This is a genomic window from Methylomonas rhizoryzae (assembly GCF_008632455.1).
In the GTDB taxonomy this organism is placed as follows: domain Bacteria; phylum Pseudomonadota; class Gammaproteobacteria; order Methylococcales; family Methylomonadaceae; genus Methylomonas; species Methylomonas rhizoryzae.
Window position 1 is genome coordinate 4188106 of record NZ_CP043929.1, and the last position, 18593, is coordinate 4206698.

General features: G+C 55.7%; 18 protein-coding genes. 15 read left to right on the plus strand and 3 right to left on the minus strand.

Annotated elements, in window-relative coordinates; genetic code table 11:
* The first annotated feature begins 117 nt into the window (after positions 1-117).
* The 4 genes from F1E05_RS18460 to F1E05_RS18475 all read left to right on the plus strand — a co-directional run bounded on the left by F1E05_RS18460 (position 118) and on the right by F1E05_RS18475 (position 4278).
* Positions 118-939: a VPLPA-CTERM sorting domain-containing protein gene (locus F1E05_RS18460; RefSeq protein WP_150051089.1), complete on the plus strand. Its 822-nt coding sequence runs from the start codon at positions 118-120 to the stop codon at positions 937-939.
* A 417-nt stretch (positions 940-1356) separates the two neighbouring features.
* Positions 1357-1599 (plus strand): IS66 family insertion sequence element accessory protein TnpB, encoded by a 243-nt coding sequence (tnpB, locus tag F1E05_RS18465; RefSeq protein ID WP_232056707.1) that lies wholly within the window; start codon positions 1357-1359, stop codon positions 1597-1599.
* Positions 1600-1753: 154 nt separating this feature from the next.
* Positions 1754-2485 (plus strand): pentapeptide repeat-containing protein, encoded by a 732-nt coding sequence (locus F1E05_RS18470; RefSeq protein ID WP_150051091.1) that lies wholly within the window; start codon positions 1754-1756, stop codon positions 2483-2485.
* Positions 2486-2667: 182 nt separating this feature from the next.
* The gene (locus F1E05_RS18475; protein ID WP_150051093.1) at positions 2668-4278 is read left to right on the plus strand and encodes a choice-of-anchor I family protein; all 1611 of its coding nucleotides are present in this window, start codon (positions 2668-2670) and stop codon (positions 4276-4278) included.
* Positions 4279-4484: 206 nt separating this feature from the next.
* Here the strand turns inward: F1E05_RS18475 and F1E05_RS18480 are convergent, their stop codons facing one another.
* On the minus strand, positions 4485-4838 hold the full coding sequence (locus F1E05_RS18480) for a hypothetical protein (protein WP_150051095.1): 354 nt from the start codon (positions 4836-4838) through the stop codon (positions 4485-4487).
* A 417-nt stretch (positions 4839-5255) separates the two neighbouring features.
* Here F1E05_RS18480 and tatA point away from each other — a divergent pair, with 417 nt between their 5' ends.
* From tatA to F1E05_RS18495, 3 genes are all read left to right on the plus strand, one after another.
* Positions 5256-5468 (plus strand): twin-arginine translocase TatA/TatE family subunit, encoded by a 213-nt coding sequence (gene tatA, locus F1E05_RS18485; protein ID WP_232056708.1) that lies wholly within the window; start codon positions 5256-5258, stop codon positions 5466-5468.
* 397 nt (positions 5469-5865) lie between these two features.
* Complete coding sequence (locus F1E05_RS20685) at positions 5866-6525, plus strand: hypothetical protein (RefSeq protein ID WP_232056709.1); 660 nt, start codon at positions 5866-5868, stop codon at positions 6523-6525.
* 151 nt (positions 6526-6676) lie between these two features.
* A complete protein-coding gene (locus F1E05_RS18495; RefSeq protein WP_150051097.1) occupies positions 6677-8743 on the plus strand; it encodes a PhoX family protein in 2067 nt (688 codons plus the stop codon).
* Positions 8744-8889: 146 nt separating this feature from the next.
* Here the strand turns inward: F1E05_RS18495 and nifA are convergent, their stop codons facing one another.
* Positions 8890-10419 (minus strand): nif-specific transcriptional activator NifA, encoded by a 1530-nt coding sequence (nifA, locus tag F1E05_RS18500; protein ID WP_150051099.1) that lies wholly within the window; start codon positions 10417-10419, stop codon positions 8890-8892.
* The gene (gene nifL, locus F1E05_RS18505) at positions 10412-12055 is read right to left on the minus strand and encodes a nitrogen fixation negative regulator NifL (protein ID WP_150051101.1); all 1644 of its coding nucleotides are present in this window, start codon (positions 12053-12055) and stop codon (positions 10412-10414) included. Before nifL ends, nifA begins: the two co-directional genes overlap by 8 nt.
* Before the next feature lie 304 nt (positions 12056-12359).
* On the opposite strand from nifL, the gene rsxA reads away from it, so the two are divergent.
* The 8 genes from rsxA (at position 12360) to F1E05_RS18545 (ending at position 18579) form a co-directional block, all read left to right on the plus strand.
* Positions 12360-12941: an electron transport complex subunit RsxA gene (rsxA, locus tag F1E05_RS18510; protein WP_150051103.1), complete on the plus strand. Its 582-nt coding sequence runs from the start codon at positions 12360-12362 to the stop codon at positions 12939-12941.
* A gap of 36 nt (positions 12942-12977) precedes the next feature.
* Positions 12978-13514 (plus strand): electron transport complex subunit RsxB, encoded by a 537-nt coding sequence (rsxB, locus tag F1E05_RS18515; protein WP_150051105.1) that lies wholly within the window; start codon positions 12978-12980, stop codon positions 13512-13514.
* A 16-nt stretch (positions 13515-13530) separates the two neighbouring features.
* Positions 13531-15066, plus strand: coding sequence for an electron transport complex subunit RsxC (gene rsxC / locus F1E05_RS18520; protein WP_150051107.1), 1536 nt, complete (start codon positions 13531-13533; stop codon positions 15064-15066).
* On the plus strand, positions 15063-16121 hold the full coding sequence (locus F1E05_RS18525; protein ID WP_150051110.1) for an RnfABCDGE type electron transport complex subunit D: 1059 nt from the start codon (positions 15063-15065) through the stop codon (positions 16119-16121). Before rsxC ends, F1E05_RS18525 begins: the two co-directional genes overlap by 4 nt.
* 8 nt (positions 16122-16129) lie before the next feature.
* A complete protein-coding gene (gene rsxG, locus F1E05_RS18530) occupies positions 16130-16870 on the plus strand; it encodes an electron transport complex subunit RsxG (protein ID WP_150051112.1) in 741 nt (246 codons plus the stop codon).
* Positions 16871-16906: 36 nt separating this feature from the next.
* Entirely contained in the window at positions 16907-17611 is a 705-nt protein-coding gene (locus F1E05_RS18535) for an electron transport complex subunit E (protein ID WP_150051114.1), read from the plus strand.
* A gap of 23 nt (positions 17612-17634) precedes the next feature.
* Complete coding sequence (locus tag F1E05_RS18540) at positions 17635-17928, plus strand: RnfH family protein (RefSeq protein ID WP_150051116.1); 294 nt, start codon at positions 17635-17637, stop codon at positions 17926-17928.
* 81 nt (positions 17929-18009) lie between these two features.
* Positions 18010-18579 (plus strand): hypothetical protein, encoded by a 570-nt coding sequence (locus F1E05_RS18545; RefSeq protein ID WP_150051118.1) that lies wholly within the window; start codon positions 18010-18012, stop codon positions 18577-18579.
* The last annotated feature ends 14 nt before the right edge of the window (positions 18580-18593 follow it).

The following is an 18593-nucleotide window of genomic DNA, read 5'->3' on the forward strand; positions in this document are numbered from 1 at the left end:
GGACTACTGTCCTAGCGGGCGAGCCAACCGGCTCTTTCGCGCCCAACCGCAATTCTCGAATACGCGCGGTCCGTTCAAACAACCGCGCGCCCCATCAGCCATTGGGAGAAAACATGTATGCAGCAGTCATCAACCATTAAAATCGTTCTTGCCGCAGCGCTCCTCGGATACGCTGCCGTTGCTGCGGCGGCTCCGGAAATGCGCGTCAGCGGCCGCGTCGAGCTGGACGGCACATTTCCGCCGTTCGATTCTTTCTTGAGCGATACGGAAACCGGCACACCCGAATTCACCCGCTCAGCGATCGAAGTCAGCGATCAACAAACCGGGGTATGGGAATATCTGGCCCGCGTCGACAGCAGCGTGCCCAAGTTGCAAGTCGCCGGCTCGCTGACCAACAGTAGCGACAGCACGCTCGGCGACATCGAACTCGGCGCGCTGAATGCGTTCGCCAGTTACACCGACACCATTACCCTGACGCCGAACACCAGCGATCCCTATTTGGTCACCATCGACATGGTGGTAGACGGTGACCTGCAAATCGACGGCAGCAGCTCGCGGGCCGGCGCCGGCTTGATCATCACCCCGCTAGGCCAACTGCAATCCTTCGATTTCAGCAACTACACCACGACCGGCATCGTGCACGACGTCCTGACCGCGCAATATCAATTCAGCGGCGAAGCGGTGTTCGACCTAAATAGCAACCTGCAATTCACGATTTCGCAAATCGATCCCGGAGTCACCGCATCCGGCGACTTCAGCAACACCGCCATCATCAACTTGCTGATCACCACCCTGAACGGCGACCCGCTACCGGCCGGAACGATAGAGGTGAGCAGCGCATCCGGGTTCTTCGACACCGCCCCGGTGCCGGTGCCAGCCAGCTTGCCATTGTTCCTGGCCGGACTCGTCGGCGTGTTTAACGTCAGACGCAAGGCTTGATCGGCCGGTGGGCGGTTCCAACCCGTCTTGAGCCGGGCACACGCTTACGGCCGCCCGCCAGCGGATTAAAATCTCCCCTGCGCCGGGCCGTCGATGCCAAATGGTTACCGATCCCGGCCGCTTAGCCTAGCCATCGATCGTCACCTTAGGGCCGGGCCATACACACCCGGTCCCGCACGGGATGTTTGCTGCCGTGTCCAAAGGCTGTCACCTGCTTGTAAGCAGGCTGGCTCCGCTCGGTTAGCCAGGCGATCCCGCCGGGCTAACCGGCTCACCGGGCCGGATGGGACCTCAGGCGAAAGCCCGGGAAGCTGCCGGCAAAGCCGGGTTGGCGGGCGTTGGCTAGCAAAGTTACTGCGATGTCCGGCTTGATCGGTTATCCATCGCAGATTTGGGTAGCCGTAGCCCCCGGTCGACATGCGGCGCGGCCTGGATGGTTTGTCGGCGATCATGCAGCACAGTCCGGGGCATGCGCCTTGCGCCGGCTCGGCTGTCATCTTCCGCAATCGAACCGGCAATCGCTTGCGCGTGCTGCTGTGGAATGGCAGTGGCGTCCGGTTATATCAGCGCCGATTGCATCAGGGCAGCTTTGTCCCGCCCAAGGCCCATGATGCGGTGTTTGCGCTCGATCAGACTCAACTCAAAACTCTGCATTATTAAACGGCCGACCTTTGCCGCACGATCGTCAGCATCAATCTTGGGAACCAGCCAACAGGCCGCCGGTTGCGAAAATTTCCTTTTTCCGGCCGAGCGGCACTTTTCGCGGCGGCGCGTTTTACACTGCCGACAACAGCTGCTGAACCGGGACGACACGATGGTCATTAAACCCTATACCCTGTTTACCCTCACCCTGCTGACGTGGAATCCGTCGTTATCTCCCGCCGCGGAACTGAGCCGCGAGCAACTTTCGGCACTGACCGCCGTCGGCTCCCCGTTGAAACTGGCTAATCGGGATTTATCCGGCCTGGACCTGTCCGGCATCGACTTGCAGGGCGCGGACCTGTTTTCCGCCAATCTGGACGGGGTCAATCTGGACGGGGCCAAACTGCATGGCGCGAATCTGAACCGGGCGCAATTGCGCAAGGCCAGTTTGCGTAATGCCGATTTGTCCAACGCCAGCCTGTACGCGGTGGTGATGGACGGCGCCGATTTGACCGGGGCCAATCTGGCAGGCAGCCGGGTAATCGGCTTGCTAAACGGCGCGAATCTGAGTCAAGCCGGCTTGGCCGGAGCCGATTTCGGCGCCGACATGGCCAATCAAGGCATGGCCCCTGCCAGGGTGGAAATGAACAATGCGGTGTTGACCGGGGCCGATCTGCGCGGGGTGAATTTGACCCATGCCGTCATGGCTTACGTCAAACTGCAAAACGCCGATCTGCGGGGCGCACGGCTACGCTGGGCGGATCTGTCCGGTGCGAACTTGTCGGGAGCCAATCTGGCCGACGCCGATTTCAACCATGCCAACCTGGATGGCGCGGCTTTACACGGTGCCCAAGGCTTGACCACCGCCACCGGGCTGGCAGCAAGCGTCGGCGCAAAACATTAACCCGGTGCGGTTCGGGCGGTCTCCGGCAAAATTTGGCGATTCCTGCGATATGCGTCACAGTTTAACGCGACTGTCATATAGCCGGTTTAGCATTCCCGTTGCGCATTTTGCGCGCCCGCAACCGGCCGAATGCCGGCTTCGGCGGAACGTCAAACCTCGGCAATATCTCAGGAGCACGCTTTATGAAACTACTTCCACTCGCCGCGGCAATTGCCGCGGCGCTGGTATCGGCCGGCGCCGCGGCCGCCGATTTTCAATGGTCGCACCAATGGACCTTCAACCACACCGCAGCCAACGGCTCCAATGCCATGGGTTCGGAAATCGTCGCCTACGATGCGCTTAACGACCGCTTGTGGATTGCCGGTACCGACGCCAATCAGGCCAACATCGGCCAAGGTGGCATCGACGTACTCGATTTATCCGGCAATCTGGTGCAAAGTTTTTCCACCGCCGCGCTGGGCGGCATCAATAGCGTGGCGCTGAGTCACGGCCAAGCCGCCGTCGCCATTACCGCGCCGACCAAGACCGACCCGGGCGTGGTGCGCTTTTACGACGCGGCCGATTATTCGTTGCAAGGCTCGATAACCGTCGGCGCCAACCCGGATGCGGTGACTTATACCCCGGACGGCAGCCGCCTGCTGGTCGCCAACGAAGGCGAACCGAGCAGCTATTCGATAGGTCCTGCCGGCGACCCGGAAGGCTCGGTCAGCATCATCGACACCTCGACCTTCGCGGTGCAAACCGCCGGTTTCTCCGGCTTTAACGCCGATGCCGACGCGCTGACAGCCGCCGGCGTGCGCTTGACCGGCCCCAATGCGACCGTGGCTCAGGACCTGGAACCGGAATACATCGCGGTCAGCCGGGATGGCAGCACAGCCTTCGCCACTCTGCAGGAAGCCAACGCGGTCGCCATCATCGACATCGCCAGCGCGACCGTCACCGACATCAAGTCCATGGGCCTGAAGGATCACAGCCTGCCCGGCAACGGTCTGGACGCCTCCGATCGTGACGGCAGCGGCAACAATCCGTTGAACGGCAACATTCAAAACTGGAACGTCCAAGGCCTGTACATGCCGGACGGCATCGCCAGCTTCAGCCAAGGCGGCAAACAATATTACCTAACCGCCAACGAAGGCGATTCGCGCGCGGATTGGCCGGGCGGCAATGATGAAATCAGAGTCGGCAGCGCCGACATAGACCCGGCTTTGCGCACCGCACTGGACGCCGCGCACGGCACCGATTGGCAAAGCAACAACGACAAATTGAGCCGGCTGACCGTATCCACCAGCGGCGACAACGACGGCGACGGCGATCTGGACCGGTTACAGGTATTCGGCGCCCGCTCCTTCTCGATTCTGGATGCCGACGGCAACATGGTATTCGACTCCGGCGACCAACTGGAACAAATCATCAAAGCCCAATTCCCCAGCCTGTGGGACGACGGCCGTAGCGACAACAAAGGTCCGGAACCGGAAAGCGCGGTAGTGGGCAAGGTGGACGGCCGCGAGTTGTTGTTTCTGGGCCTGGAGCGTTCTAACGCCGTGATGGTATGGGACTTGACCGACCTCAGCAGCATTGCATTCCTTGACATGCTGTTCACGTCCGGCGACGTCGGTCCGGAAGGCCTGATCTTCTTCAGCAATGCCCAAGGCAGCTACCTCGCCGTCGCCAACGAAGTCAGCGAAACCACCTCGCTGTACAAAGTCTCGGCGGTACCGCTGCCGGGCGCGCTGTGGCTGTTCGGCTCCATGTTCCTGACTTGGCTAGGCTTGCGCGAAAAACGCGAAGCTTGAGGATACAAGGCCCGCGGCGTTACCCGGCGCGGGCGGTTTTCCGCTTTCCCACACTCAGCGGATGAGCGTTCCTCGCCGCCTGGATAGCTGAAGCAACATCCGTGGCACAGGATACCCCCGAGCGTGGCGGCAACCTGTACCTTGTAGTTTGAGGTTTTTTCCAATCATGAAATGCGCATAGCCAAAACAAGAACATCCCTACAACGCTATGCTTCTTCCTTGTTATTCAAATTCCTGAAGGCCAGATATCCCGTCAACGCCCCCCAGGTAATCATGTAAATGCCGTGTAGAATGATTTCGAAATTGAAGCGGTAGGCGTCGATAAAGTAGTCATACAGATAATCCAGAAACACAATGACCACTATTACTTTCAGCGCTTGCCCAAACCGCATTTTTTGCGCGTAAAACGCATTGGCGCCTAGAATGAAAAATCCGAGCAAAAAACGTATGCCTGCATGTTTCCCCCATTCCCAATCTAAAAACGGCATTTTGATCAGGGCTATGTTGATGAAATAAAGGCCTATCAGACCTGCTAGCAATACCAACCACAACATTTTCATACCGTTTTCCCCCCATAGTAATGGTTCGGACTATAGAGCAATGCACATGTCCGACCTTGGCAATCAAGGCTTTTACACAAGCAACCCGCTCAGCTTTAATCGGCTTAAGACTTCCTGCCATTTTATACGGCCGCATAACCGAGATCATTTCGTCCGCCTCCGGTTCCCACCGCTATCCGCAGAACATTCACCGCGTTGTAACATTGTCCCTATATTATTCGACCGTATGAGTTTCCGAAAATTACCGGGCACTCGATGAAACCATGGGTGTAAAAAACCAACCGGCCGAACCGGGAACAATGCTTGCTTTCCATGCGTTACGGCCGCCAGTGTCAACTTGAAAGCGTCCGTTACGTCGGCATTATCCAACGGATCCGCAACCGGCCGTCCGAATCGAATAAAAAAGAGGTAAACACCGTGAGTCTAGGACTATCCGAATTATTGTTGGTACTGGCGATTGTGGTCGTTCTTTTCGGCACGAAAAAGCTGCGCACTGTTGGCAGCGACCTGGGCGGGGCCATCCGCGGTTTCAGGCAGGCCATGCACAACGACGACAAGGCTTTACCCCAAACCACCGATAACGCCGGATCGGCCGACAAGGTGAGCGAAACGGTTGAAAACCGGTCCTGAGCGCTCTGTACGCCATCGGTTTTGCTGAATGGTCGGCATGTCTGACAAGCCCTGGAGAAACAGCTTTCATATGCTCAAAATCCATGGCTGCCAAGATATAAAAATGCAAAAAAAAAAATCACGGCAAACAGCGGCTGTTTATTGGTAACGCCGTGCGCCCGCAAGGAGGCTTACCTTGATCGTCACTAACGGCTTAAGTTGGTAGCCTAAATTTCGATCGCCCACGCCGGACCAATCTGGCGAACGGAATAATTTAAACACGCCGAGGTCGCCCCGCCGGGTTGCTGCCTGCCATACAACCTTTAAATCCGCGTCACGGCCTTGTCACAGTATCCGGTTAATTTGTGAAATGCCACACAACACCCACGAACCATTTGTATATGCAAGGAGTTGAATCATGATTTCACGCAAACCGTTACTGCTGGCTTCGGCACTGTCTGCCGGCCTGGTGTTCTCCGCAAGCTCGCAAGCGGCCCTGGAAGCGCGCGCCAACGGCATGTTTTACGATACCGTTTTGAACGTGACCTGGCTGGATGTGAGCGTCGCCGACCTCAGTTGGCAACAAGCGATGGACTGGGCGGACGCATTGACTCACGCCGGCCTATCCGACTGGCGCCTGCCTTCGGTTTCGCCCGTCAACGGCACGGCATTCCAGTATGACGAAAGCGTGGACGGCAGCAGCGACTGGAGCTACAACATCAACAGCCCGGCCTCCGAATTGGCACATTTGTACTACGTCACGCTGGGCAATAACGGTGCTTATGACAACCAAGGCAACTATATCGACGGCACGCTGAGCCAGGCCGGCCCGTTCAGTCAACTGCAAGCCGGCTTGTATTGGACCGGCGTCGACTACGCGCCGGATGCGCAGAATTTTGCCTGGTCGTTTCTGACCGATTTCGGCTTGCAAACCGATGCGCTGAAAACCGGCACAGGTTATGCCATCGCCGTACACGACGGCGACGTCGCCCCGGTCCCGTTACCGCCCGCCCTCTGGCTGTTCGGCAGCGCTCTGGCCGGACTCGTCGGTTTCCGCCGCAAACAGCCGACCATTTAATGACACTTTAAACACCTGCATTCCACTCGCCAAAGCAATACTCGCCGGCTCGAATTGCCGTCATATTTCCTTCATAGGCCCGTCACGGATTATTCATATCGGCCCGTTATCGTGAAGGCTTATTCTGAGCCATTACGAGAGAGCACATACAATGAATGATAACGATCGTAACCTGACGGACTTCGGCGACGAGCCGATGAGCAACCATTCCGACAACCCGCATTTTTCAAGCATTCTTGAAAGACGTTTGTCTCGCCGGGATATGCTGACCGGCAGTTTGACCGTAGCGGTGGCCGGCATGTTCGGCGCTTCCGGCTTAGGCAATTTAGCGGAAGCGGCTACCAGCGGCTTTCTGCCGCCGACCGCCGGCGGCAATCCGTCTTTCGCCTTGAACCCAAGCCTGGGTTTTACGGCGGTTCCGCCTACCCGTTCCGATACCGCTACCGTACCCGCCGGCTACAAAGTACAAACCCTAGCACCCTGGGGCACACCGTTGACCGGCAGCTATCCCGCCTATAAAGCCGACGGTAGCAATACGGGTGCCGAGCAGGAACAGCAAGTGGGCATGCATCACGACGGCATGTACTATTTTCCCATGGCCAATAATCCGAATGCCCACGGTTTGTTGTGCGTCAACCATGAGTACGTCGATCAGTACAACCTGCATCAAGGCGGTGCCAACAACAGCGTGCCGCGTCCTGAAGACCAAGTCAGAAAAGAAATTGCGGCCCACGGCATCAGCGTCATCGAAGTCAAGAAAGACGAATTCAGCGGCGAATGGAAAATTGTTTATGGTCAGTATAACCGCCGCATCACCGGCAACACGCCGATCGAAATTCGCGGTCCGGTCCGCGGCAGCGATTTCGTCAAAACCAAGTACAGCCCGAATGGCACCATGACCCGCGGCACCCTGAACAACTGCGCCAACGGCTACACGCCTTGGGGCACTTACCTGACCTGCGAGGAAAACTGGGCCGGCTATTTCGTCAACAAAACCGGCCTGCCGCGCGAACACAGCCGTTACGGCGTATCGACCAGTAACGGCCGTTACCGCTGGGAAAGCGCGCAAGGCGACGCCGACCAGTACATTCGTTTCGACGCTTCGGTGAAAGCGGACTCCGCTGTCGACGATTACCGCAACGAACCCAACGGTCAGGGCTGGGTCGTAGAGATCGATCCGTTCAATCCCAACAGCACGCCGAAAAAACGCACCGCCATGGGCCGTATTGCCCACGAAGGTTGCATCGTAGCGCCGCCGCAATTAGGTCAACCGGTCGTGTTCTATTGCGGTGACGACTCGCAAAACGAATACGTCTACAAATTCGTCACCAAGGCGCGCTATAGCAAACACGTCAACGGCAACATCCTCGACCAAGGTACCTTGTATGTGGCGCGCTTCAACGAAGACGGCAGCGGCGAATGGTTGCCTTTGGACATCAACGATTTGGCGTTCCAGGCTGCGGCGTTTGTCAAAGGCGTGAGCTTCGCCGATCAGGCCGACGTACTGGTCAACACCCGTCTAGCGGCCGACGTGGTCGGCGCCACCAAAATGGACAGACCGGAATGGGGCGCGGTGCATCCGCAAACCCGCGAAGTCTATATGACCATGACCAACAACGCCAGCCGCAACGCCGGCAACATCGACGCCGCCAATCCGCGCGGCCCTAATCCCTACGGCCACATCATCCGTTGGCGCGAGCAAGGCAACCGCTCGTGGGCCACCAAATTCGAGTGGGATATCTTCGTGTTGGGCGGCACCGAATCCGACAGCCAGGTGTTGCCGGAACAAGGCGGCCCCGCGCTGACTCAAGACAACATCTTCGCCAGTCCGGACGGACTGTGGATAGACCAAAACGGCATACTATGGATTCAGACCGACATGAGCGGTTCGCAGCAATTGTCCGGACCTTTCGGCGCCAACCAGATGCTGGCGGCTAATCCGATCAGCGGCGAAATCAAACGCTTTTTGGTCGGTCCTAACGATCAGGAAGTTACCGGAGTGGTCTCGACCCCGGACGGCAAAAACCTGTTCGTCAACTTCCAACATCCGGGCGATCGTTCCAGCGCCGGCACCGGCTTTACCAGTAACTGGCCGGATCACGGCGCCGTTTACCGTCACCCCGGCGAGGCGACGGTAGTTGCGGACCCTGCAGGCCCGCGCCCGCGTTCCTCGACCATCGTCATCAGCCGTGAAGACGGCGGCGTGGTTGGTTTATAACCCGGGCGCTAACGTCATTCGCCGGTAACCAAGCGGCTTGTTCGGCATTTGCACGCGGACGAAAGACTTCGGCAATTGTCGAGCAAAAGCGGCACCGATGCGTTAAACATCGAATCGGTGCCGCATTTTTTCAGTGATTCAGCGGATTAGATTTGCTTGACGCTGATATTCAGAGTCTGAATCCTGTAAGCGATTTGCCGCGGGGTCATGTCGAGCAAACGGGCGGCTTTGGCTTGCACCCAGCCGCATTGTTCCAAAGCGGCGATGACTCGTTCACGCTCGTCCATGTCGCTATCGTGTAGATTGACCACCCGCGCGACAGTAGCTTGAGGGCGGCTCACCCCGATTTCGTCTTCCAAACCGGTACTAATGATGACGTCTCTGTCGATGACGCCGTTCGCGCTCATGATGGCAGCACGCTCCAGGCGATTCTCCAACTCCCTGACGTTGCCGGGCCAACCGTGTTTCATCAGTATGCGCAAGGCGCTTTCCTTGATTTCCAGCGGCCTTCCACCCTGTTGTTTGGAGATTCTATTCAGCAGGAAGTTGGCAAGGTCGGGAATATCTTCGATGCGGTCGCGCAACGGCGGCATGTTAATCGGCATCACATTCAAGCGGTAATACAAGTCCTCGCGGAACGAGCCTTCCGCGACGTCCTGTTCCAGATTACGGTTGGTCGCGGCAATGATGCGGACGTTGACCTTGATGGTTTTAACGCCGCCGACCCGCTCGAACTCGCCTTCTTGCAATACCCGTAATAGTTTGGCCTGAAACGAGGCGGAGATTTCGCCGATTTCGTCCAAAAACAAGGTGCCGTTATCGGCTAGTTCGAAGCGGCCTTTGCGTTGACCGATTGCCCCGCTGAATGCCCCTTTTTCGTGGCCGAATAGTTCCGATTCCAACAACGTGTCGGGTAATGCGGCACAATTCAGCTTTAAAAACGGACCGTTCGCGCAGGTGGAGTTAAAGTGAATCGCGTTGGCAACTACCTCTTTACCGGTACCGGATTCGCCGCGAATCAAAACGGTGGTATGCCACTTGGCGACTTGGCGAATGATATCGAATACTTTCAGCATCGGCTCGGAGTGGCCGATGATGTTTTCGAACCGGTAGTTTTTCACCAAGGCTTGTTTTAAAAAATCGCGCTCGTTAGTCAACTCGTTTTGCTTGCGCTCCATGACGCGCAGCATATTGACGCTATGTGCAATCAAGTTTGCGACCATCTCCAGGAAGCGCGCCCGTTCGCCCAAAAAAGTCGCCACGCAGGGTTGGGCCGCCAAAATGCCGACAACTTCGCCTTGTTCTATCGATAACGGCGAACCGATGAACGGTAAATCCGGGTTGTAAACGCCGAGCCGGCTAAGAAAGCGCGGCTCGTCGGCTATGCGTTCCACCACAATGGTGCTGCCTTCGTCCAAAATCGCGCCGACCAAACCTTCGCCGGGTTGATAGCGTACCGACCGGTCTATGCCTTCCCCGTAAATTTCGCAGATGCTCATGCTGTCGTCGTCGATATCCCGTAGGGTGATCATGCCGAAGTGCAGCCCCGAGCGCTTATGCAGTATTTCCAGAATTCCTTTTAGTTTGGTCCTGAGATCGTGAGTGCTGTTGAGAACCTGACTGACAAGGTACAGGGTATCCAGCTCCGACTCGACCAGAAGCAAACGATCACTCATGAATGTCCACCTTCTCTCCGTAACGATGGCTAGGAAAACTGACGTTAAAACAACAGCCTTTTAAATAAGCAGCATCTATTTCAATCATCCCGCCGTGCTGGCTCACGATTTCCCGCACCATCACCAAGCCCATGCCGGCTTGTACGCCGCCCAGGTGTTGAGGATTGGTGGTAAAAAACGGCTCGAACACTTTGCTGCGTTGTTCGGGCGGAATACCGGGTCCGCTGTCGGCAATGGTCACGCAAACCCAATCTTTTTCGGTTGCGGTGGCAATTTTGATGGTGCGCTCGCTACAGCTTGTCCGGTTAATGGCGTTGACGGCATTATCGATCAGCAATTTGAACAACATACGTAATTTATTCTCCGCTCCCAGCACCGAAGGCAAGATGGGATTGGGCAGCCAATCGATCACAATGCCGTTCGCTAGAAACTTCTGACTGTATAGTAAAACCACTTCGTGTAACAGTTGGTTCAAATTGACAGGAATCACCGCCGATTCGGGAATCTCGGGTACGCAACGTTGCAGAGTCGCCAAGGTTTCTTCGCCCATCTGGTGCACTTGATTCAATAATTCTTTCAGCGGTTGATGCTGACTGTCGTTGCGTTGCGCCATCAATTGAATCGCGGCGTTGATCTGATTCACCGGCTGCCGAATCTTATGCATCGCCCCGAGCAGGGTTTCACGGATGCTGCGGATATGTTCTTCCTCCGCCATCATGTTGCGCAAGGTCTGCAATTGCAGTTTTTCTTGCTGCCGACGTTGTGAGGTGATGTCGTTGATACTGAGGAGTAGATAGTCGCTGGTTTGCGGTAGAAAGAATTTGTCGGCCTGAGTATCGTTTTCGCTAAACCAATTGCCGGAACAGGCAAACCAGCGGGTGCCGCGCCGGCCGATGCCTTCCACCCTCACTTCGCGATTGGCAAATCCGCGCCGGCTGCCGTCGTCTTGCGCCCGCCAGATGTCGCCCATCTCTTGTTGCAGCGCATCCAGAAAGAACAACGCCGGTTCGGCGTGGCCTAATTCGCTGATCAGCATTTTATAGACTTGGTTGTCCAGGATGATGCGGTGCTCGCTGTTCAACACCACCATGGCCACCGGCGAAGCGTTAATCACCGACTCGATCAGCTTCTTTTGGTTGTTCAGCTGTTGCTCGACGTGGTGGCTTTGCGTCACGTCGCGGTGCATGCCAATGTAATGACTGATCGCCCCGTTTTCGTCCAACATCGGGGCGATAGTCAGATCGGCCAAATAACGTTCGCCTTGCTTGCGCCGATTAATCAGGCGGCCGTTCCAGACTTTCTTCCTGGATATGGTGTGCCACAAATCGTAATACACCTGGCGCGGCGTGGATTTATCCGATAGTTTCGATTCGTTCTCGCCCAATATTTCGTCACCCCGGTATCCGGTCACCTCAGTGAACGCGTCGTTGATGTATAGGATGTTGGCTTTTTTATCGGTAATGGAAATCGCCACCGGTGCCTGCTCTACGGCTTTAACGAACAAAGAAAACGGCAAGGTTTTTGACGAATTGAGTTGGACTATTTCTTCTCGGGCAAGCGCTATCAAGGGCGAAAGTGCCGATTCAAGCTCGGTACCGACGCTAACTTCTAATTCTTTGGGCGGTGGATTTTTCATGCTGATCGTCTCATTACCTAATGCGTAACTGCCAATTAAACTAGCAAATAAAACGCCAATCTTAAAAATGAATCTTATCCGACAATTCCGAATGAATATCCCCGCAGGGAATTTAGCGTGTTTGTCGCATTTACTACAAAGATCGGCGCCTCTTGCCGGCTTATGTGTCCTTTAACACAGGCTCAAATGCACCAAAAGTCGCGTTGCGCGCCCTATCCGCGCCCGAATTCGCTTGTTTAAACCTTACAAATATTGTTGGCATGGATGATGCTGCTGGTATAGCAAAACACAACGCGATACAGCAATGAGTGAATATCTTCTGCTAATTCTGGGTACCGCACTGGTCAACAATGTAGTACTGGTCAAATTCCTGGGCTTATGCCCCTTCATGGGCGTATCCAATAAATTGGATACCGCTCTGGGCATGGGACTGGCAACGACCTTTGTATTGACCTTGGCATCGGCCGCCAGCTGGGTAGTGGAACACCGTTTGCTTATCCCGTTCGATATCGGTTTTTTACGCGTACTCGGTTTCATTCTGGTAATCGCCGCAGTCGTGCAATTTACCGAAATGGTGATCCACAAAACCAGTCCGGTATTGTATCAGGTGTTAGGCATCTTCCTGCCTCTGATTACTACCAACTGCGCGGTGTTAGGGGTTGCTTTGCTGAACATTCAAGAACATTACAACTTCGTCCAAAGCTTGCTGTTCGGCTTTGGGGCGGCGTTAGGATTTACCCTGGTGATGGTGCTATTTGCCGGTCTCCGTGAACGCTTAGCGTTGATGGCTGTACCGGCACTTTTTTCCGGCACGCCGATCGCATACATCACAGCCGGCATACTCTCCTTGGCCTTTATGGGCTTCGCAGGTCTGTATACCAAGTAAGCGCGTGCATGAACAATTAACGGACACTGACCGACCATGTACATACTTTCCGCAATCGCCATTCTGACAGCCTTGGGTCTCTTGCTCGGCTTGAGCCTAGGTATCGCCGCAAAGTATTTGAAAGTGGAGTCCGATCCCTTGGTGGAACAAGTGGAAGCCATGATGCCCGGCTCACAATGCGGGCAATGCGGATTTCCCGGCTGCCGACCCGCCGCGGAAGCGGTAGTATCCGGCGCCGCTCCGGTAACGCTGTGTCCGCCCGGAGGCACGCCGCTAGTGGAACAGTTGGCGAAGCTTTTGGGCGTGGAAGTCGATTTGAGCCAAACCCAAGATCAAGAGCCCATGGTTGCCCGCGTCAGCGAGGAAACCTGTACCGGCTGTACCCGTTGCTTCAAAGTCTGCCCTACCGACGCCATCGTCGGCGCTCCCAAACAAATTCATGCCGTGGTGGCCGACGCCTGCATAGGCTGCGAAAAATGCGTCAACGTATGTCCAACCGAATGCCTGCAAATGCATCCCGTAGAAGTCACGTTGCGCGACTGGCGCTGGCCGAAACCTCTGTTGGCCGCCTAAGCGGGAGAGACTGCCTATGTTGTCCTTGTTCGAAAACCCGAGACTGCGCGGCGGCATCCATGCCGAAGAGCACAAAGTGGAAACCTCCGGCGTCCCTATCGCACAGGGCATGCCGTTGCCCAAGCGCTTATACATCCCGGTCCAGCAACATGTCGGCAAACCGGCGGAACCTCTGGTCAAGGTGGGCGAAAAAGTACTGAAAGGACAATTGCTGGCTTACAGCCAAGGTACTATTTCCGCACCCGTGCATGCGCCCAGTTCCGGCCTGATCGCCGACGTGCTGGATTACCCGGCGCCTCATCCTTCCGCATTGCCTATTCGCACCATCGTCATAGAGACCGATGGCTTGGACGAATGGGTGCCACTACAAATTCCCGTCGACCCGTTCGAATTGCAGCCCGAAGAGATCTGCATGCGGGTAGGCGCCGCCGGCGTGGTAGGCTTGGGCGGCGCGGTATTTCCTTCCGCGGTTAAATTGGATTTAGGCCGTAAAAACCAAATCCATACCTTGCTGATCAACGCCGGCGAATGCGAACCCTATTTGACCTGCGACGATAGGCTGATGCAAGAACGCGCCGCCGACATCGTGACCGGCATCCGCTTGATGCTGCGCGGCATGAACGCTCCGGCCGCCATCATCGGCATCGAGGACAACAAACAGGAAGCCTACGACGCGATGACCGTCGCCTGCGCGGCCTATCCGGAAATTACCGTAAGACAAGTCCCTACCCGCTACCCCATGGGCTGGGACAGGCAAATGCTGCGCTATCTGACCGGCTGGGAAATTCCGGCCGACGGCCGCGCCACCGACATAGGCGTGGTCATCCACAATGTTGCTACGGCCTATGCGGTATTCAAAGCCGTGTGCTTGGCACAGCCCTTGATCAGCCGGGTAGTGACGGTATCGGGCGGCGCTGTCGGCAAACCGCAGAACGTGGAAGTGTTGATCGGCTCCTTGATGACCGAGGTGCTGGCCTATTGCGATACCGACAAGGCGGCCATTTCGCGGTTGATCATGGGCGGCCCCATGATGGGCGACGCTCTGCCGCGAGCCGACGTGCCGGTAGTCAAGGCATGCAACGGTATTCTTGCGCTGGCGGCCGAAGAAATCGAAACCCCGGACGTCAAGCCCTGTATTCGTTGCTCAACCTGCGTAGGCGCTTGCCCGGTCGGATTGTTGCCTTTGGAAATGGCTAGCCGCATCAAAGCCAACCAACTGGACGCTGCAGTCGACCTGGGCCTCAAGGATTGCATCAATTGCGGCACCTGTTCTTACGTCTGTCCGTCCAACATCCCGTTGGTGCACTACTTCAAATACGCTTCCGGCGAATTATACAAACGCCAGCAGATGGAACATAAATCCGAGCAAACCAAGCGTTTGGTCGACGACCGCAATCAACGTATGGAACGCATCCGCTTGCAGCAGGAAGAAGAAGCCCGCAAAGCCGCCGAAGCCAGAGCCGAGCGTCAACGCCAGCAAGAGGCCGCTAAAGCGGCTGCCGCTGCGGCCAAAGCCACCGAAGCGACCAAAGTTACCGAGGAAAGCTTATGAGCATAAAGCCTGTCAGCGGCCCGCACGTCATCGCGGTGCGCCGCGTCGATGAAATCATGGGCCTAGTCATCATCGCCTTGGTGCCGGCTACTGCCTGGGGTTTACTGTTATTCGGTTTCCCCGCGCTTTACCTTTGCTCGGCCACCATCGGCTCGGCGCTGCTGTTCGAGGCAATGTGCTTGAAAATGAAAGGGGTGGAAGCCGCGCCTTTTTTACGCGACCGCTCGGCAATTTTGACCGGCTTGTTGGTCGCCATGACCTTGCCGCCTTGGGCACCATGGTGGATAGGCGTAGCCGGCTCGGCCATCGCCATCGTATTGGGCAAACAAGTGTACGGCGGCTTGGGCCAAAATTTGTTCAACCCGGCCATGCTGGCCAGGGTCGCCTTGTTGATTTCCTTTCCTATCGAGATGACGACTTGGGTAAACGTCAATCCGCTATTCTTTGGCCCAGGCCCCATCGATAGCTTAGCGATTACTTTCGGCAACGCCGGCGCCGACGCCGTCACCGGCGCAACCACGCTGGGCGCGGTCAAAACCGGCTTCTCCAATCATCTGACCTTACCCGGCTCTTTATCTGACTATAACGGCTTTTTATCCTTTATCGGCTGGGAACGCGGCAGCTTCGGCGAAACCTCCAGCCTGCTGGTGCTGGGCGGCGGCTTGTGGCTGCTGTACAAACGGGTAATTCAGTGGCATGGACCGGTTGCGCTGTTGGCCTCCATAGCGCTTTTATCGACTGTATTTCACTGGATAGACAGCAGCCACTACCTGGGACCGTGGGCACACCTGAACTCCGGTGCGATCATGCTGCTGGCCTTCTTCATCGCCACCGACTACGTCACTTCTCCCAATACACCGGCAGGCCAAATGCTATTCGGCGCGGGCTGCGGAATCTTGATTTTCATTATCCGTACCTGGGGCGGCTACCCGGAAGGTAGCGGGTTTGCGATTCTATTGATGAACGCCACCACACCGTTGATAGACCATTACGTTCGTCCGCGCATTTACGGCCGCTACCGTAACGGCAGACCGATCGACATCAGCCAATCTTGAGGAAAGCCATGAGTTCAGAGCCTGCGCCTGACACTGCATCCGGCGAATCGGCGATCGATTCGGCGACGACTGTCAAAATATTGTCTGAAAAGCTGAAAGCATTTCTTGAACCCGAAAACTTGGAACGACTACGCCCGCAATTAAAGTATCAAGCCGGCGTATTGGCGGGATTTGCATTGCTGGGCAGCTTATTGCTAGGCGTAGCCGATTTCGCGACCCGTGACGTCATCAAGCTGCGTTTGGAAGAAGATTTGAAAGCCAGCTTGGAAGAAGTGGTACCTGCAGATTTATACGATAACGATTTGCTGGCGGACACCGTAAGCTTGCCGTCCGCCGAAGCCAACATAGGCGCTGAGCAAACCACGGTGTACTTGGCAAAGAGACAAGGCAATTTGACTGCGGCGTGCTTTAAATTCGTCGCGCCGGACGGTTACGCCGGCCCTATTTATCTGGTCATGGGTGTCGATAAAAACGGCGAAATCTTAGGCGTGCGAGTCATTTCTCACGTAGAAACGCCGGGACTAGGCGACAAAATCGAACTGAGTAAATCCAAATGGGTACTGAGCTTTAACGGCAAATCGCTGGACAACCTAACGGTAACCCAATGGGCCGTCAAAAAGGACGGCGGGGTATTCGACCAATTTGCCGGGGCCACTATCACACCGCGCAAAGTCGTGCAGGCCATCAAACGCGGTTTGGATTTCTACCGCAGTCACCAGCAGGAGCTGTTGGCTCCGCATAAGCCGTAATCGCGCATACCCTGCAATTTCTATCGGGAGACGAACATGAATTTCTTATCCGCATCCTACCGGAAAATCGCCTCTGACGGCCTGTGGCACAACAACGTGATCCTGACGCAGAACCTGGCGCTTTGCCCGCTGTTAGCCGTCACCGGCACCGCAACTAACGGTCTCGGCATGGGGCTGGCTACCACCGCCGTGATGGTGGCTTCCAACGGCGCGGTATCCGCCAGCCGTCATTTGATTCCTGCGGAAATTCGAATTCCCATTTTCGTGCTGCTGATCGCCGCTCTGGTCACTTTGGTGGATATTTCGCTGAATGCCTGGATGCACGAATTACACAAAGTGTTGGGTTTGTTTATTCCGTTGATCGTTACCAACTGCGTCATTCTAGGCCGAGCCGAAGCCTTCGCCTCCAAACAAGCTTTAATGCCTTCGATGTGGGACGGCTTGATGATGGGCATCGGTTTCACCTTAGCCATGGTGGTATTGGGAGCGCTACGGGAAGTGAGCGGCGCCGGCACCTTATTCGCAAACGCATCCGTGTTGCTCGGCGAGGGCTTTCGTTTCATGGAATTCACCGTGATTCCGGAATACAAAGGTTTTTTATTGATGGCCTTACCGCCGGGAGGCTTCATCATGTTGGGCTTTTTAGTCGCAGCCAAGCGCCTGCTGGATAAAAAAGCCGAAGCCAAAAAAGATTCCGGCGTCGAAAGTTTAACCATCGCCGAACAACAAGCCACTTCTTAAATCCGGCCAGTTAGGAGTTTTCAATGAACGTTGGTGTTTGTTACGCAGAAGCGGACCGGCAAACATGGGTCAAATTGGAAGTACCGGACGATGCCACGGTACAGCAAGCCATTGAACTGTCCGGCATGCTCAAGCAATATCCGCATATTAATTTGGACATTCAAAAAGTTGGCATTTTCGGCAAATTAACCAAATTAAACAGCCCCATCAAAGAAGGGGATCGCATAGAAATTTATCGGCAAATTACCGCAGACCCGGCCAAAGTCAAACGCCGTCGTATCGAAGTAGACGATGACGACGACGATGACGACGATTAACAGCCGCTCGCATTAGCGGCCGATCGCACGCCGAACACGGCAATCCAGTTACCAACCGAATTTTTAATCAGGAGACTATTCATGCTACTTGAAAGCTACGATAAACAAGGCCTCACTTTCATCTCAAACGTGTTAGGTCAGACCAGCGAGAAAGGCGTTACCGCTTATCGCGGCGATTTGGTATTGATCGAAGGCGGCTACCGCGAAGGCTCTACCACCGACCGTAAACCGCCGGTATTATTGCTTCATCAAACCGCAATCTTGGCTAACAGCGAAAAATTCATTTTTTTGAACGGCCTATTCGACGAATTGCAACACGTACCGGTATTCGTTGAAAAATACAAAAGTGCTTTGAGTCCGGATACCTTGACCTTGTTCTATGTGGAAAACATTGCCGAACCCATGCAAGTGGAATTGGAAGGCGTATTGTTTAAATTTTTGCCTTTCCGCGAAGGCATGATTTGGAACGACACCCTGGAACTGCTGTATATCGAAAAAGCCGACTTGAAAGGCCAATCGGCCGAAGATAAAGTCGTCACCATGTACGAAGCGGCAAAAAGCTTTAAGATCAAATCCGCGCCGATCAGCTTCGACGAAGCCATGAGCAAAACCGTCGTCGTGAAAAAATCCGCGGCGGTCGGCCCGGTATAAGATCAGTACCATCA

Excerpts from the sequence above, each read along its gene's own strand:
- rsxG (WP_150051112.1), top strand. The coding sequence starts at position 16,130 with ATGAGTTCAGAGCCTGCGCCTGACACTGCATCCGGCGAATCGGCGATC.
- F1E05_RS18540 (WP_150051116.1), top strand. The coding sequence starts at position 17,635 with ATGAACGTTGGTGTTTGTTACGCAGAAGCGGACCGGCAAACATGGGTC.
- F1E05_RS18480 (WP_150051095.1), bottom strand. The coding sequence starts at position 4,838 with ATGAAAATGTTGTGGTTGGTATTGCTAGCAGGTCTGATAGGCCTTTAT.
- F1E05_RS18460 (WP_150051089.1), top strand. The coding sequence starts at position 118 with ATGCAGCAGTCATCAACCATTAAAATCGTTCTTGCCGCAGCGCTCCTC.
- rsxA (WP_150051103.1), top strand. The coding sequence starts at position 12,360 with ATGAGTGAATATCTTCTGCTAATTCTGGGTACCGCACTGGTCAACAAT.
- F1E05_RS18525 (WP_150051110.1), top strand. The coding sequence starts at position 15,063 with ATGAGCATAAAGCCTGTCAGCGGCCCGCACGTCATCGCGGTGCGCCGC.
- rsxC (WP_150051107.1), top strand. The coding sequence starts at position 13,531 with ATGTTGTCCTTGTTCGAAAACCCGAGACTGCGCGGCGGCATCCATGCC.
- rsxB (WP_150051105.1), top strand. The coding sequence starts at position 12,978 with ATGTACATACTTTCCGCAATCGCCATTCTGACAGCCTTGGGTCTCTTG.
- nifA (WP_150051099.1), bottom strand. The coding sequence starts at position 10,419 with ATGAGTGATCGTTTGCTTCTGGTCGAGTCGGAGCTGGATACCCTGTAC.
- F1E05_RS18495 (WP_150051097.1), top strand. The coding sequence starts at position 6,677 with ATGAATGATAACGATCGTAACCTGACGGACTTCGGCGACGAGCCGATG.
- tnpB (WP_232056707.1), top strand. The coding sequence starts at position 1,357 with ATGCGGCGCGGCCTGGATGGTTTGTCGGCGATCATGCAGCACAGTCCG.
- F1E05_RS18535 (WP_150051114.1), top strand. The coding sequence starts at position 16,907 with ATGAATTTCTTATCCGCATCCTACCGGAAAATCGCCTCTGACGGCCTG.
- F1E05_RS18475 (WP_150051093.1), top strand. The coding sequence starts at position 2,668 with ATGAAACTACTTCCACTCGCCGCGGCAATTGCCGCGGCGCTGGTATCG.
- nifL (WP_150051101.1), bottom strand. The coding sequence starts at position 12,055 with ATGAAAAATCCACCGCCCAAAGAATTAGAAGTTAGCGTCGGTACCGAG.
- F1E05_RS18545 (WP_150051118.1), top strand. The coding sequence starts at position 18,010 with ATGCTACTTGAAAGCTACGATAAACAAGGCCTCACTTTCATCTCAAAC.
- F1E05_RS20685 (WP_232056709.1), top strand. The coding sequence starts at position 5,866 with ATGATTTCACGCAAACCGTTACTGCTGGCTTCGGCACTGTCTGCCGGC.
- F1E05_RS18470 (WP_150051091.1), top strand. The coding sequence starts at position 1,754 with ATGGTCATTAAACCCTATACCCTGTTTACCCTCACCCTGCTGACGTGG.